The sequence below is a fragment of the Aerosakkonema funiforme FACHB-1375 genome, assembly GCF_014696265.1.
GTDB lineage: Bacteria > Cyanobacteriota > Cyanobacteriia > Cyanobacteriales > Aerosakkonemataceae > Aerosakkonema > Aerosakkonema funiforme_A.
Genome location: NZ_JACJPW010000158.1, coordinates 1 through 15349, shown reverse-complemented (window position 1 = coordinate 15349; position 15349 = coordinate 1). Strand labels below are relative to the sequence as shown.

Below are 15349 nucleotides of genomic sequence, written 5' to 3'. Positions count from 1 at the left end.
CCCACTCCCCCCTCCCCCACTCACCCACTTCTCCGCAAATGCTACAGCCTTACACCCCTTTACGGACTGGCAATGCCTCCCCATTTGAGGAGCAATTTATGTGCATTGGTAGATCCCTAACAGACTCGATCGCTCGGGAACGATGTCTCAACAGCCAACTGCAAGCGATACTGGCAGATTTTCGGATTATTTTTGAACGCGACCCCGCTGCCCGTAACTGGTTAGAGGTGTTGTTGTGTTACCCGGGTTTTCACGCTTTGTGCTTGCATCGCATCGCCCATTCGTTGCACATCCGCAAAGTTAGTTTGATTCCCCGCTTAATTTCTCACATTGGGCGATTGTTGACGGGAATTGAAATTCACCCAGGTGCCACTATTGGCAAAGGCACATTCATCGATCACGGGATGGGTGTGGTGATTGGCGAAACTGCGATCGTCGGAGAGTACGCACTGATTTATCAAGGCGTCACCCTTGGCGGTACTGGTAAAGAAACCGGTAAGCGCCATCCCACGCTGGGGAACAATGTCGTAGTCGGTGCAGGCGCGAAGGTACTCGGCAATATCAAAATTGGCGATAACGTTCGCATTGGTGCGGGTTCGATCGTACTGCGAGATGTACCTGCCGATTGCACAGTTGTCGGTATTCCAGGACGAATTGTTTCTAAACAGGGTAAAGGTTGTCCTTTGGAACATGGAAAGTTACCAGACCCCGAAGCAACTGTCATCCGCAGTCTAGTTTCTCGGATCGAGCAATTAGAAGAACAACTCAAAAACCTACAGGCAATCAATTCCTAACACTATGTTTAAACCTCCTAATTCTGACACTTTAACGGGTCTTCTTGTCCAAGTTTCCCGGCGCGATCGCTGGCAAGTTCATCGCCGTCTGCAAGAGTTGAAAATTCCCTGTTGGTGTCCGGCAGATGGTTCTTTGCGGGTCGAGATTAATAATAGCATCGAAGCTGTTCTCGTTCGCAGTACTGTGTTGCAATTCATCGCTTCTCGTGCTGAGTTAGTAGATTGGTTGCAGCGTTGTTGGCAAGTATAGAGTTAGAGTATTGGGAATCGTTAAGAGAACTCATTACTAGCTGTCAATTAATACATTAGCCACGTCCTTATATTCTGGAGTAAATGAATGGCACAACTAAACCTCAAACAATCTTTTGGAGAAGTACAAGAAAATCCGATTGGATTGGGACAGGAAGTAACGGTTCCCGTTACGGAAGGATTGAATATTGCACTAGCGAGTTTGCAAGCGCTTTACCTACAATATCAAAAACACCATTTTGTAGTAGAAGGGGCAGAATTTTACTCGCTGCATGAGTTCTTTCAAGAAAGTTACGAAGCAGTTCAAGGTCACGTTCACAGTCTAGGAGAACGCTTGAATGGTTTGGGAGGAACGCCCGTAGCCAGCTTTACGAAACTAGCAGAATTATGTTGTTTCACCATAGAACCAGATGGAACGTTTCCGGCTCGTTCGATGGTCGAACACGATCTACTGGCGGAACAAGCGATCGTTAATTTAATTCGTCGCCAAGCAACTCAAGCGGAAAGTGTAGGCGATCGCGCTACCCGCTATTTGTACGAGCAGATTCTTTTGCAAACTGAAGATCGGGCTTTTCATCTAGCTCATTTTCTCGCAGAAGATAGCCTAATTAAATAAATTAATTTGTTTAATTCCTGGCCAAGAACTGCATTTGTTAAAACTCAAATCTCCACTTTAGCTAACATTAGGAGGCTCCTCTCATGGTAAGTATGTTTTTTTCAGCAGGCTTGTTACTGCTGTGGGCGTTAATATATCAGCAGATGCTCAAAAAAATCATGGGCGATTTTGAAGATCCGCTGAAGAAAGCTAAGCCTTACCACAAACTGACACGTATTTAATTTACAGTGCGTTGTGATGGCAGGCAACTAGGATAAAGAGATGGGAAGTGGAAATTTTTTTGGTTGTCAACTAAAAATATTGGAAAACCAAAATAATCGAAAAAACTTCCCATCTCTATGTAAAGGAATAAAAAGTATTGGATAAATAGAAAACGAGAGAGAGAGAGAGGAGCATTATGAATCGAGTTCAGATTAACGATACGACGCTGCGAGATGGCGAACAGGCTGCGGGTGTTGCTTTTAGCGCAGAAGAAAAAATCGCGATCGCACTTTTCCTAGATACGATAGGCGTGCAAGAATTAGAAATAGGTATTCCCGCAATGGGACGGGAAGAACAAAAAGCGATCGCTCGGATTCTGGACTTAGGTTTGCAAGCGCAACTCCTTGGTTGGAACCGTGCCGTTAAGAGCGATATTGAAGCATCGATCGCTTGCGGCTTAAAGCGAGTACATATCTCGATTCCCGTCTCGGATATTCAAATCGATGCTAAATTCCAAGGCGACTGGCGGGGAATGCTTTCCCAGCTAGAAAAAACCGTCAATTTTGCGCTCGATCGAGGTTTATATGTATCAGTTGGTGGCGAAGATTCTTCGAGAGCAGATGAAAATTTTCTCCTCGATGTCGCACTCTATGTCGAAGAATTAGGTGCATCGCGGTTTCGCTTCTGCGATACGGTCGGTATTCTCGATCCCTTCCGTACCTACGCGAAAGTAAGCGAACTCGTTTCCTTGTTAGAAATTCCTGTAGAAATGCACACCCATAACGACTTAGGGATGGCAACAGCAAATGCGACCGCAGGTGTTTTAGCAGGTGCCAAATCTGTAAATACCACTGTGAACGGATTGGGTGAAAGAGCGGGTAACGCCGCCTTAGAAGAAGTTGTAATGGCGCTCAAACAAATCTATAATTTAGATCTGGGAATCAATACTCGGCATTTTCACGAACTCTCCCGCATTGTCGAAAGAGCATCTGGCGGTACTGTGCCACCTTGGAAAGCAATTGTTGGCGAAAATGCCTTTGTTCACGAAGCTGGTATTCACGCTCATGGCGTACTGCAAAATCCCGTCACTTACGAACCGTTTGCACCGGAAGATATCGGACGGCAGCGATATTTAGCGATCGGCAAACATTCAGGTCGGCATATACTTTCTAATGTATTCCAACAGCACGGTATCGAGCTTAATCCAGATGAAACCCAATCAATTTTAGAGCGGGTAAGAAATTTTTCTGTACAAGTAAAACGCAGTTTAACTGTTCAGGAATTACTCAACTTGGCAAACGATAGGAGGAGCGCATAATGATATCGGATGAAATTGAGTTGGATGGCCCCCCGGCCTTTGAAATGTCCCAAAAAGTGCGGACTCGCAAGTTAATTCGCAATGATGGGACTTTTCCCGGTCAAGAAATTGGTGCAACGCTAGCCAAAAAAGGCGAAGTAGGTTATATCGTTGGCATCGGTACATATTTGCAAACCTCCTACATCTATGCAGTGCATTTTCTGGAAAGAGGTTTCATTGTCGGCTGTCGGAAGAAAGAATTAGAAATTGTGGAGTAAATCTAATGAAAGTGATGTTGCGCCGCCATACTAACGGACATCTGATCGTTTATGTAGCTAAGAAAGACTTAGAAGAGGAAGTTGTTGACGAAAGACCGGGAACTGAGGGAAAAATTTTGACCCTAGCTAATGGATGGGAGTTAGAAATTTCTGATTTGCAACAACCTTTAAAACTGCCGCAAACTGTGGAGGCAAAAAGAATCGCCTAAAATCAATCAACTGTAAGGTGCGTCAGACTTTCGTTATAGATCGATAAAGCGAGGGGAAAGATTCTCTGACGCACCCCAATCATAGCGCCAGTTGGGTAAGTCTTATAAACATCGATCGCTACACATACATGGACAATGGGGAGTAAAGAGGGGCGAGTCCCATCTTACTCCCTTTTCTTCTCTGGCAGATTGCGGAGTGGTACCGATCGTCCTCGATATAATTGTCGCTCTAGTTTGCCCAACCAAAGCCATGCAGATCCGGCTAGCAATGTAAGAACAGATGACATAATTGTCAGGAGAATGGCAGAATTACTGAAAGTGAGGGCGAGGATAGGAAGTATTAACCAAGCGATCGCACCTGCAATTCCGATTCCCCATCTTATCCGTTTAATATTGGTAAGTGCTTTACTGCAACTGGCACATTTTACTGTGTGGGAATGGTAGCGATCGAGCAAAATTTCTGTAGATAATGGTGGCGACAGACTCTCACCCGGAAACGGGTCAGCTTCGTATTCATTCACCCACTTTCGCAACGACGACACGAAAGAATCTGCACGAGTTGGCAGATAACACGCCTTGGCATAATTAACGCTGCCACCCTTCGCTTCCAGATAACGTTCTTGATAATGCAAGAAAATCTGATCGTCTTCCAGAACGCTGTTTTGTCCGATGTGGGAATACCAGCGCGGAGTTAGTTTAATAAACAATCCCGGCAACTTGGAAGAAAACTTAAACGGGAAACGCGCAAATACGCGACATTCTCCCTTGCGAATCGGGGTAGCGTAGACAACAGTCAGCGTTCTGCCAAACTGTTTGGAGGTGAGGTCGTGCCACATCAAGGCGGGGGCGATGAAGGTGGTGTCTTGCCGTCCCAGCTTGCCTTTGCGCGGCCCTTCTTCCCAAATACCTTTGAAACCCTGTTTGCCGGATTCTACCACTTCCAGTTCCACCGGGGCGGCATTGGCGCGATTTCCCACAGAACGATGATGGGTGAAGGGGACGTGACTGGCGTCGAGGACGTTTTCCAGGACAGTCAAGGCATCGTAAGGCAAATCCCGAAAGGTGTTTAGGCAAATCCACTCATCCGGCGATTCTACCATTGGTTCGACTATGGGGATATTCACCTTGGGGGCATTTTCCGGCTTTCCGGGATAAACGAAAAGCAATCCTTGTCGTTCTGCTGTGGGTAGGGATGCTACGCAGGCGCGTTTCGACTCGTGAGCTGTGTTACCGGGAAGTTGTTGCGGAATGCGATCGCACTTGCCATCACCTTTGAAGGCCCAACCGTGATAAGGACATTCCAACAAGCCATCTTCGGCAATTCTCCCCTCAGAAAGCGGTACGAGACGATGAGGACACCGATCCTCAAATGCCCGCCAATTCTGTGCTTCTCTGTCCCACCAAATTACCAGGTCTTGACCCAAGAGCGTAAATTTGGTCAGCTTTGATTTGTCTAGATCTTCAATATAGTGAACGGGATACCAAGCTTCTTTGTTGTCAAAGCGAGTGGGGTCAGTTCCACCCGCCGGCAGCTCGTTGGATTGAGTTATTTCGATCGGCTCTTTCGTCAGCATTCCCAACACTTGTCTGGTTACAGAAATGTTTCTTTATAGATCTTAACAATTCTCTGTTGGTCAGTTGTCAGCTGTCAGTGGTTCTCCTATCCAGCCTCTAGAATTAGAAAAGAGCCATGTATGCAACGCCAAGGTGTAATAGACATCTCTAAAAATTCTTGTGGGGTAGGCATCCTGCCTGCCTTTTTTAGCTTCTTCCCCTATCCCCGACGCCCTAGCTAATATGTCGAAGCCGAACTCAGAAAAGCAAAAAATGGCAACCAGTCGCGAAGTATACCATCGGATTGTATGGGATGGGCGGTTGAACGCCAACGCTTTTACGATCGGCTATCGCGATCGCAGGTGGGAGGAGAGGATTTGGGAAAAACCGCTGATAGAATGGCAAGCAGATGGAGATATTCCCTGGCATCGTATCCGCTACTTTCGCTGCCAAGATACGATCGTCTGGGATCGCGATCGTCATCTCGATCTCGTCTCTACAGATGAGTTACCGCCAACGGCATGGGTAACGCCAGCACAAGTGCAAATAAATAACTCGGATACTACTAAATCTACAATATCGACATTTAAGGCGCGACCTGTTTACGAGTATATATCGCCAAGCTGGCAACCAGTCGATCGCACTATATCAACCAAATCAAATACTTTAAAAATAGTGAGTTTGAATGTTCTTTGCGATACTTACGAATCGGAGATTATTCAAACAGCAAAGCGTATTCCCGTTATCGCCGCACATCTGCGTTCTTGCGATGCAGATATTATCGCTCTCCAAGAAGTAACGCTACCACTGCTGGAATTTCTGTTAACGCAAGATTGGGTACGGGATTACTTTATTTCGGAATCGCCCTCTGGCTCGACGCTTCCATCTCATGGTATTCTAATTTTATCGAAGTTGCCATTTACCTTAGTCGAACATGAGTATTCACAGCACAAGCGAGTGCTGGTGGGAACTTGGCTGGTAAACGATGAGCAATTGCAGGTAGCGGCGGTGCATTTGACAAGCGATCGCGCACGCAATGCGATCGAAAAACGTACCCATCAAATCAGTATATTACTGGAATATCTAAAAACGCAACCGGGTGATTGTGCAATTATCGGAGATTTTAATATCCGAAATGATGAATTGGCAGAAATATTCACGGAAAATAACTATATTGATGTTTGGCAGGAATTGCATCCAGAATCAGCCGGTTACACTTTCGACCCGCAACAAAATCCGCTTGCAGCATTGATGAGTTTAACGGGAGAAGTGGCGCGATTAGATCGCATTCTGTGGCGGGATGAGGATAAGCGTTGGATACCGCAGTCGATCGAACTGTTTGCGAACGAAGCAATTCCCGATACTGAATCAACTCTCTATCCCTCAGATCATTTTGGCATCAAAGCGGTATTGCGATCGTCGATCGATTTATCTTTGCAAACAATACCTCCAGTTTATCAAAGTGCAGTGGTACTAATTCCACCTGCGGAAATTTGGCCGCCAATTCAAACAATCCGCCGCCGTTTCGATCGCAGATTCGATCGTTGGATGCCTCATATTAACCTGCTGTACGGTTTTTTACCTGCAGAATATTTTGAGTCAGCCGCAAATGCGATCGCTCAAGCATTAAGAGAGATAAAACCTTTTGCAATTACCCTAGAAAATTTCGCTACTTTTACACATCATTCTAGCTGTACTGCTTGGTTGCGTCCCGTTGCCGAACCGCGATCGGCACTGCATGAATTACAATCAATTTTACAACAAATATTTCCTCAGTGCAACGAGCAAAGCACCAAATCATCTGCCGGATTTACACCGCATTTAAGTGTCGGTCAGTTTCGCACAGCACCAGCAGCGATATCCCAGTTGCCTGAGTGGCATCCCCTCACTTTTCCTGTGGAGTCGATCGCTTTAATCTCGCGCCAAGGTGACGAACCTTTCCAGGTGCGTTACTTGGTGGAGTTGGGAACAGCAAAAGTTGAATGTGTTGCCAGTAAGCTTGTCAGTAACTTAATGCAAATTGCGAACAAGTTGGCACCAGAACTTTCACCAGAACAACAAAAGCATCGGGAAAGTATTTTATCAGTATTAGAACAAGCTTGTCAAGAGTGTTTGGGTTTTCCGCCATCGTTACATTTATTGGGTTCAGCACGTTTGGGAGTGCAGACTTTGCATAGCGATATCGATGCGATGTGTTTAATTCCCGCCGATTTATCCGCGTCGGCATTTTTGGAAAGCGTGCAACAGAAATTGCAAGATTTGTGCGAAAAAGCAATATTAGTAGAAGATGCGATCGTGCCAGTGTTGAGGATGCAGATAGAAGGGGTCGGTCTGGATCTGCTTGTCGCTCGCACAACCCATGATATCGCAAAACTAAAAAAATTACAAGAAGCGTTACCGGAAAAATTCGATCCGGTGAGTTGGAAAGCAGTATTAGGTTGTTTAGAAGCAGATGCGATCGTCCAAAACGTCAGTCAGCGCCTACCCTTCGAGTCGTTCCAAAAACTATTGCGTGCGGTGCGAGGATGGGCCAGATCGCGGCAAATTCACGGCAACGCTTGGGGGTTTTTGGGTAACTTTACTTGGGCGTTGTTAGCCGCTTGGAGTTGTCAGAATTATCCCCAGGATATGACATTTCCAGAAACAGAAAATTTGCTGGTGCATTTTTTCCAAAATTTATCTCAACACGATTGGATTCAGCCAATATCGCTAAGCGAAGCAGGCAGAAATTATCGCGTTTTGCCAAGAGATTGGTTACCAATTATCACAGCAATTGAACCATGCCAAAATAGTGCGCGAAATGTTTCCCGTTCCACCGCCAAAATATTGCAAAGCGAATTCGATCGCGCCGCTAAATTAGCCGAACAAGCATTAGCTGGTAAAATCAGTTGGGAAAGCATATTTGAGATAATCGATTTACATACGCAAACGCCACAATTTTTAGTACTGACAGCAACAACTGCAAATGAAAATGATAGAGAAATTTACTCAGGCTGGCTGTTAGGACATATCATCGGATTAGTCATAGATTTAGAAAAACAACTCAACATATCGGTCAGACCTTGGCCGGAAATTATCATCAAAAATAACACCAATAGTGCAGTACTAGGTCTGGAAATTTCCGAAACATCCCAACTTGTCGAAATTGAGGAAATCGCCAAAAACTTTGTCAATCGATTTAATTACCAAAACATATCAAATCGCGATATAAAATGGGAAACTGTCGTGTGCGATCGAGCCACCTTAACCCAACACCTCAATTAAAATAAAAAAACCCAAATTCCAACTCTTCATCTGCGTTCATCTGCGTTCATCTGCACACATCTGCGGTAAAAAAATATCCTCATATTACTCCACCAAACATGATATCAAATCTTAATCCTGACTATACAAAACTACGCGACTTACTCGCTAATAAAAAATGGAAAGAAGCAGATTTAGAAACCAGAACACTGATGTTATCAATTGCTGGTGCAGATAAACGCAAAGATTGCTTGCTGACTCAAGATGATATGAAAAAATTTCCTTGTGCAGAATTGCGTAAGATCGATCGCCTTTGGATTCATTACAGCCAAGGACGTTTTGGATTCAGCATAATCAATAAAATTTACAATGAAGTTAACAAAGATTACCATCAACTAGCCGAACGAGTAGGTTGGCGAAATGGCGAAAAATGGATCGGCTACAATGAAATAACTTTCACTGATGATGTACCTGTCGGACATTTACCGATTACTTGGCTAGTTCCGACTTCTTTTTGGATGTATTGGCTGGCGCGTTTTGCTTCCGCTGGCTGGCGATTACTCCTGGAACGTGCGAGTAATTGTCAAATCGAATAAAGACGTTACTTAAAAAAAATAGACGGCTATGAAAAAATGCTCTTTCCTGTTTTGGCCTGCATTATTCAGTTTCTGGATGTGTCCGTTGGCGCAACACGCAATCGGCCAAATCGTCCCCGATGCAACGCTGCCGGTAAATTCCACAGTTACTCCACAGGGTAATACCAACCTCATAGAAGGAGGAACCGCAGCAGGTAGCAACTTATTTCACAGTTTTAGGGAATTTTCCGTACCCACCGGTACAGAAGTACTTTTCAACAATAAACTGGATATTCAGAATATATTTACCAGGGTAACGGGTAACTCGATATCTAATATTGATGGGTTAATTCGCGCTAACGGCGTCGCCAACTTATTTTTACTCAATCCAAATGGAATTATTTTTGGCCCTAACGCACAATTGAATATCGGTGGCTCGTTTTTTGCTTCAACGGCAAACACTATTAAATTTGCCGATCGCATAGAGTTTAGCACCACAAATACCCAAACGCCATTGCTGAGCGTCAACGTACCCGTTGGCTTGCAATATGGCGCGAATCCAGGCGAAATTCGCGTGCAAGGAAAAGGTCAGGAATTCGGTACTACTGGCACAAAAGAAAGTTTCGATCGCAGCTTAAATCCCCTAGAAGTTCGAGACGGCAATACTTTAGCATTAGTCGGCGGCAATGTAATTATTGATGGCGGCATTTTGCAGAGTGCCGGCGGTCGTGTTGAGTTGGGTGGATTGGCAGGAGAAGGAACAGTAGGAGTAAATACTGATGTAGAGACATTTAATCAAACATCTTTACAATTTCCCGATAGTGGGGATAGTGGGATAGGCGTCTCGCCTGTCCCATTAGCAAATGTGTCAATTATCAATAAAAGCGGTATCAACGCGATCGGCGATCGAGGTGGTAGCATTACCATCAGTGGCAGAAATATAGATATTTCCGGAAACAGTCTCCTGACTGCTGGCATAGGTAAAGGCTTGGGGACAACAGAAACAATCGCAGGAGACATCTCTCTAAATGCGATCGCAGCTTTGACAATTGCTTCGAGTACAATAGAAAACAACCTCAATCCCGATGCCATTGGCAATAGCGGCAACATCAACATTAATACTGAATCGCTGACCGTTACCGAAGGTTCCCTCCTGAGTAGCACCACATTCGGACAAGGTAATGGAGGAAACATCACAATTATAGCGAGCGATCGCATCACCTTTAACGGTACTGGCAACAACGGAGCATCCAGCCAAGCCGCCAGCACAGTCAAAGACGAGGCTGTAGGTAATGCAGGTGACATCAACATCACCACCAAATCCTTGCACATTACCGAAGGCGCTCTCCTGAATGTCAGCACATTTGGAAAAGGTAACGCCGGAAAGATAACTATAGTCGCTAGCGATACTGTCTCCTTTGACGGTCAAAATAGCGAAGGCGCGTCCAGCCAAGCCACCAGCAGCGTAGAAGAGAATGGCTTCGGTGATGGGGGTAGCATCAACATTACTACCAATTCCTTGCAGCTTACCGGGGGTGCAGTACTGAATGCCAGTACTTTAGGACAAGGTAAAGCAGGAGACATCACTATTATTGCCAGCGATACCGTCTCCTTTGATGGCGTCAATAGCAACGGTGGGCCCGGTGGAGTCGCCAGCACCGTGGGTACAAAGGAAACAAACGCTGTCGGTGCTGGAGGTAACATCAACATCACCGCCAAGTCTGTCAGTGTTACCGGCGGCGCTATATTGGGTGCCAGCACGTTTGCACAGGGTAAAGCCGGAAATATAAATATTATCGCCAGCGATAGTGTCTCCTTTGATGGTACCGGTAGCATTGGCTCCCCCGGTGGAGCTTTGAGTACAGTAGAAGAGAATGCTGTGGGTGAAGGCGGTAATATCAACATCACCACCAACTCTTTGAGCGTGAGGGGAGGCGCTACACTGGGCGTGACCACCTTTGCAAAAGGTAACGCCGGCAATGTGACGATCGTCGCGAGCGATCGCGTATCCTTGGATGGTAAGGCCAGCGACAGCTCGCCTACTACGGTAGTCAGCACAGCAGAAAATAGTGCCGTGGGTAATGGCGGTAGCATCGATATTGTTACAGGTTACCTTTCCATCACCAATGGTGCGTCATTAAATAGTACGAGTTTGGGGAACGGTACGGCTGGCAATATCACAGTCGCTGCTGATTCCATTTATATGGAAAATCGGGCAGAAATCAGCACGGAAACTGTCGGCGGCGATATTACTACACAAAATCAAGCTAGTATCGAACTGCAATCTTCCTCTTTAATATTGCGCCAAAATAGCAGGATTACTACCAACGCACAGGGAAATAATATCATCGGCGGCAATATTGCGATCGACACAGATACCCTCGTCGCTTTAGAAAATAGCGATATCAGCGCCAATTCTCTAGATGATAGAGGCGGTACGGTTACCATCAACGCTCAAGGCATTTTTGGCGCACAGTCGCGCACTACCGAAGAATTGCAAACCTTACTCAACACTAACGATACCAACCTTTTAGATCCCGCATTGCTCTCTACTAGCGACATCACCGCCACTGGTGCAGATTCTTCCTTAAGCGGTACCGTCACAGTCAACACCCCCGATGTTAACCCCAGTGCTGGTTTGATAGAATTGCCAGGAAATCTCATCGATGCGACGGCGTTAGTTACTTCTTCTTGTCGCCGTGGGAATTCGCCCAGAAGTCAATTCACTGTTATCGGTAGAGGTGGTTTGCCACCCAGTCCCCTGCAAGCACTTGAGTCTCAAGCGAGTTGGATCGATCTAAGATTGACACCAGGACAGGGGAGTGGCGGAGTGGGACAGTGGGGGAAAAAAGAACCTTCACTTACTAATGGAATTGTCGAAGCTACTGGTTGGAGATCCGATCCTGATGGTAAGGTTGTCCTCACCGCTAATACTGCTAATGTTACACCGCACAGTACCGCATTAGCTCATCCTAATTGTCAGACATCTCAGAATTGAAAATTGGCAATTGGGAGCTAGAGCGCCAGTCCACTATTGAAGTCGAGGGTGAGAAACCAGGTTTCTTTGGTTGAAAAGCTTAACTAATTCGCGCCCTCGTCCCCCACTGAATTCGGTACTCCGAATCAGTGGCGGGATATAAGGCGGAGAAAATCCAAAATCCAAAATCCAAAATCCTGGCATCGGGTGACTTTTGACTTTTGCTATAAGCAGCAACTCTGAGCTTTTGTCGCTGCTTATGATAACCTGACTTACTTTACCGCCATTGGAATGAGATGTGGGATTAGAGTTGCAGTTATCCCAACCACGCCTCTAAATCTGCGACTGCGGAAAACTCTAATAAATCTTCTCCCAAATTTTCTAATTCTTCGACAGATAAACTGCGGATTTTTTCTTGAATTACAACATCAATTTCCCCAAATTTGCGCTGTAATAGGCGGGTAACAAATAACAGTGCTTCGTCTTGTCTTCCTTCTTGGATAATATCTTGATAAAAAGCAGATTGTCGCATAATATCAACCCTCAAAATGGAACGGATTAAATTTGCTTCAAGGCGTAAACCAGCTAAAATTCCAGTACAAGCAGCGACTCCTTGTCGTCGTTGTGTGTTTTCTATTCTATCAAGTCTTTCGGCAACTCGTTCCAACAAAGTTCGGGGCGAATCACTCTTCGTCAATACCGCCAAAGGTAACAAACCAGGATTATCTAAAAATATGGCAGGGTCTTGTTCCCACAAACGAATTACGTTATACTGGTGGACTGTGGTTCTATCCCTATATTCGGTGGTGAAAACTATTTCGTTAGAACTTTGCTGCAAAAAGATGACAAATTGTTCTACATCCCGATCGTATTTCCGCTTTAACCTGACTGAATAATCTAACATTCGGAAAGGAATCGGCGGTTTGGAATAGGGATCGGTTTCAAATTCTAAATGCAAAATTCGATCGCCAACTCGCAAAAAGCTAACCGAATCTGCCCGAATTGGTTCTAGATCTAGTTCTGTTTTCAATACTCTAATTCTAGCGGTTTCCGTTCCTAAAAGCCACCGGGTAAAATCAGCCGGAAAACGTTCTGCTAAATACTTACAAGCGTTATCGTAACTCATACCGTTGAAATTTTATACGTAGGCTCGTCAAAACCAAAATTTTTGGAGAGTACCCTAATTTTATCAGTTCTGACAAACCCTACGAACTACTTACTCTATTAGGTGCGCTGTCTTCGCTACCATCTGAGCGCTATCCCGCATCGACAAGCCAATCTACTATATGAGCTTCCGTGATGTCTGGCACTTCCAATCGCTGCGACATTTTCCATATTACAGCTTCGGGGACGACGCAATTGCGATCGCTATTGCGTCGCAGCAACTCTTCCCAAGGAACTTCTAAGTAAACAATCCGAATTCGTGCTTGATATGCCGAAAATAAACTAATCAAACCAGAACGCAATTGCCGAGAAATATTTGTAGCATTCCAAACAAAAGATTGATGGGATCTCAGGTATTCTTTCGCCATTGATTTGGCTTTCTCGATCACCTCACCTTGCTCGTCTCTTGGGGATATTTTCAGGATTTTTCGCAATTCATCGAGAGAGATTACTTTCGCATCTGGCAGATTTTCCCGAATCCAATAATCTTTCCCGGCAGCTGGTAATCCTGACATCAGGATTACCTCAAATCTGGTATTATCAAAAGCAGCATAATCGGGATAGCCGTTTTCTTTTTGGAAATACACAAATCGACTGTGATGGGAGGGGAAATGTCGCGGTCGATCGAAACATTCATTTTCCTGACAAAATTCGCGGAAAAACTGAATGCGTTCTAGCAATTGTTCTCGATCTTCACATTCGCGACCCCTTACATCTGCTTCTGCCAATAATGCTAGCAAGTCACATCGAATTAATTGACTGGCTTTGATTACAGCACGTTGCGGATTGGTTTTATCCCAAAACCATAATGGCAGACTACCATATTGCACTAAGGCAACTATTGCTTCTCGTTGATGAAATGGTACGTGCAATTGCCAGAGGATTTGTCGCGCCATCTTTGCGCCTTGGCGAACGTGCCCTTTTGATGTGATGCTGCCATCTTCTTCTATAATAGTAGCAGTCGGTTTGGCAATATCGTGCAGTAAAGCGGCTGCAAATAAAACAGCACGTTCTGTAGCTGGTAATTCTCGCCAAGCCGGTAAGGAAACTAACGCTTCGCAAACTAAGCGCGTGTGGGTGAGAACATCTCCTTCTGCATGGTAACGCGGGTCTTGGGGACAGTTTTGCAGAGATTGCAGCCAATCAAATTCTGCCTGAAGTGCTGACCAATCGATCGACCAGTTTGGCGATGCGGGACAGTGGGGAAATGTCCAAGATGGCGATAAAAGTTGGGAGGAATTCATAATGCAAATAAGTCTATGTCGGGACGGAGTTGATTTGGGATAATGGGACGATTTAACCAATGACCCTCTGATTGCAATATCGTGGTTAAAAAGCTGGCACGCACGTATTTATAACGGTCAGTAACTATTGTGTCTTCTTCTACTTTGATGTATAATCCCTCCATGAGAGTACTGGCATCGGTTTGGTTGAGCGATCGCTCCACATCCAATCCTTTTTCCTGACAGCATAACCGCAGTCTTTCTAAGTGTCCTGGTTGAATAAAATGGGAGTTGTGCAGCAATCCGGTCATTTGCTTGTAAGACTGGATTTTACCCGCAAATAAAACTGGTACTGAAACTAGCGGCAGTCCTGAAAGTAGTTGCTTTCGACTCTGAGTGCTGAGAAATTGGTTTTGTTCGATATCTAGCACATCATACTCTAGAAAATAGTGGGGTAAGTAATCGTAAAAAACTGTGTGTTTGGCATATAGCCATTCGCCATATAAAATATAGCGATCGCCCAGTACTTCCCAAAAAGCTGCCGCGTGACTGTAAGCCCATTGCTTGAATAAATTAAAATGTTTTTCTCGTTCTCCTCCTGTGAGATAATGCCCTCGACTTTGCAATCGCATTTGACCGTCGGAAGTAAAACTAATGGCAGCATTTGCGCCATCGACTTTTTCTTCAATGACGACATATTTGTTAGCGATCGCGCTAAAAGGTACGCTATCTAAATCCTCATCTCCCGGTTGCGATCGCGAACCTTCTATGTGGTGAGTGCGCGGGTATTTGTGAATCTGCTTTTCCATCATAAAACTACCTTTTTATGCTATAATTAAATATCTTATTTACCCTTATTATCAAAACAATAGCCGATCTCCCTCAACCTTATACTACATAATAATACAAAAATTAATTATATTCTTTTGTAATCTATACGCAAAACTTCATCTACAAACATTTTCTCCC

14 protein-coding genes are annotated in these 15349 nt (G+C 45.0%); 10 read left to right on the top strand and 4 right to left on the bottom strand.

Translation table 11 applies throughout. The annotated features are described in order from the left end of the window. Positions 1–98: 98 nt before the first annotated feature. The 7 genes from cysE to nifT all read left to right on the top strand — a co-directional run bounded on the left by cysE (position 99) and on the right by nifT (position 3644). Positions 99–794 (top strand): serine O-acetyltransferase, encoded by a 696-nt coding sequence (gene cysE / locus H6G03_RS34345; RefSeq protein ID WP_190474915.1) that lies wholly within the window; start codon positions 99–101, stop codon positions 792–794. Between the two features lie 4 nt (positions 795–798). Further along, entirely contained in the window at positions 799–1044 is a 246-nt protein-coding gene (locus tag H6G03_RS34340) for an Asr1405/Asl0597 family protein (RefSeq protein ID WP_190474913.1), read from the top strand. Between the two features lie 87 nt (positions 1045–1131). Then, a complete protein-coding gene (dpsA, locus tag H6G03_RS34335) occupies positions 1132–1659 on the top strand; it encodes a DNA starvation/stress protection protein DpsA (protein WP_190474911.1) in 528 nt (175 codons plus the stop codon). Between the two features lie 83 nt (positions 1660–1742). After that, positions 1743–1880, top strand: coding sequence for a hypothetical protein (locus tag H6G03_RS34330; RefSeq protein WP_190474909.1), 138 nt, complete (start codon positions 1743–1745; stop codon positions 1878–1880). 176 nt (positions 1881–2056) lie between these two features. Next, complete coding sequence (gene nifV / locus H6G03_RS34325) at positions 2057–3178, top strand: homocitrate synthase (RefSeq protein WP_190474906.1); 1122 nt, start codon at positions 2057–2059, stop codon at positions 3176–3178. After that, on the top strand, positions 3178–3435 hold the full coding sequence (locus H6G03_RS34320) for a nitrogen fixation protein NifZ (protein ID WP_190474904.1): 258 nt from the start codon (positions 3178–3180) through the stop codon (positions 3433–3435). The genes nifV and H6G03_RS34320 overlap by 1 nt, the downstream gene beginning before the upstream one ends. Before the next feature lie 5 nt (positions 3436–3440). Further along, positions 3441–3644, top strand: a complete 204-nt coding sequence (gene nifT, locus H6G03_RS34315) for a putative nitrogen fixation protein NifT (protein ID WP_190474902.1) — start codon at positions 3441–3443, stop codon at positions 3642–3644. Between the two features lie 164 nt (positions 3645–3808). Here nifT and H6G03_RS34310 read toward each other — a convergent pair whose 3' ends face one another. Next, positions 3809–5218 carry an aromatic ring-hydroxylating dioxygenase subunit alpha gene (locus H6G03_RS34310; RefSeq protein WP_190474900.1) on the bottom strand — a complete coding sequence of 470 codons (1410 nt, stop codon included), beginning with the start codon at positions 5216–5218 and terminating at the stop codon, positions 3809–3811. 253 nt (positions 5219–5471) lie between these two features. On the opposite strand from H6G03_RS34310, the gene H6G03_RS34305 reads away from it, so the two are divergent. From H6G03_RS34305 to H6G03_RS34295, 3 genes are all read left to right on the top strand, one after another. Continuing rightward, entirely contained in the window at positions 5472–8462 is a 2991-nt protein-coding gene (locus H6G03_RS34305) for a poly(A) polymerase (RefSeq protein ID WP_199315623.1), read from the top strand. Between the two features lie 98 nt (positions 8463–8560). Next, on the top strand, positions 8561–9037 hold the full coding sequence (locus H6G03_RS34300) for a GUN4 domain-containing protein (protein ID WP_190474896.1): 477 nt from the start codon (positions 8561–8563) through the stop codon (positions 9035–9037). A 28-nt stretch (positions 9038–9065) separates the two neighbouring features. Further along, positions 9066–12014 (top strand): two-partner secretion domain-containing protein, encoded by a 2949-nt coding sequence (locus H6G03_RS34295; RefSeq protein ID WP_190474893.1) that lies wholly within the window; start codon positions 9066–9068, stop codon positions 12012–12014. 295 nt (positions 12015–12309) lie between these two features. On the opposite strand, the gene H6G03_RS34290 is transcribed toward H6G03_RS34295, so the two are convergent. The 3 genes from H6G03_RS34290 to H6G03_RS34280 all read right to left on the bottom strand — a co-directional run bounded on the left by H6G03_RS34290 (position 12310) and on the right by H6G03_RS34280 (position 15189). After that, complete coding sequence (locus tag H6G03_RS34290; RefSeq protein ID WP_190474892.1) at positions 12310–13119, bottom strand: DUF4351 domain-containing protein; 810 nt, start codon at positions 13117–13119, stop codon at positions 12310–12312. Between the two features lie 130 nt (positions 13120–13249). Continuing rightward, positions 13250–14401, bottom strand: a complete 1152-nt coding sequence (locus H6G03_RS34285) for an AAA family ATPase (RefSeq protein ID WP_190474890.1) — start codon at positions 14399–14401, stop codon at positions 13250–13252. Beyond that, positions 14398–15189, bottom strand: coding sequence for an RNA ligase family protein (locus tag H6G03_RS34280; RefSeq protein ID WP_190474917.1), 792 nt, complete (start codon positions 15187–15189; stop codon positions 14398–14400). The genes H6G03_RS34285 and H6G03_RS34280 overlap by 4 nt, the downstream gene beginning before the upstream one ends. Positions 15190–15349: the final 160 nt, after the last annotated feature.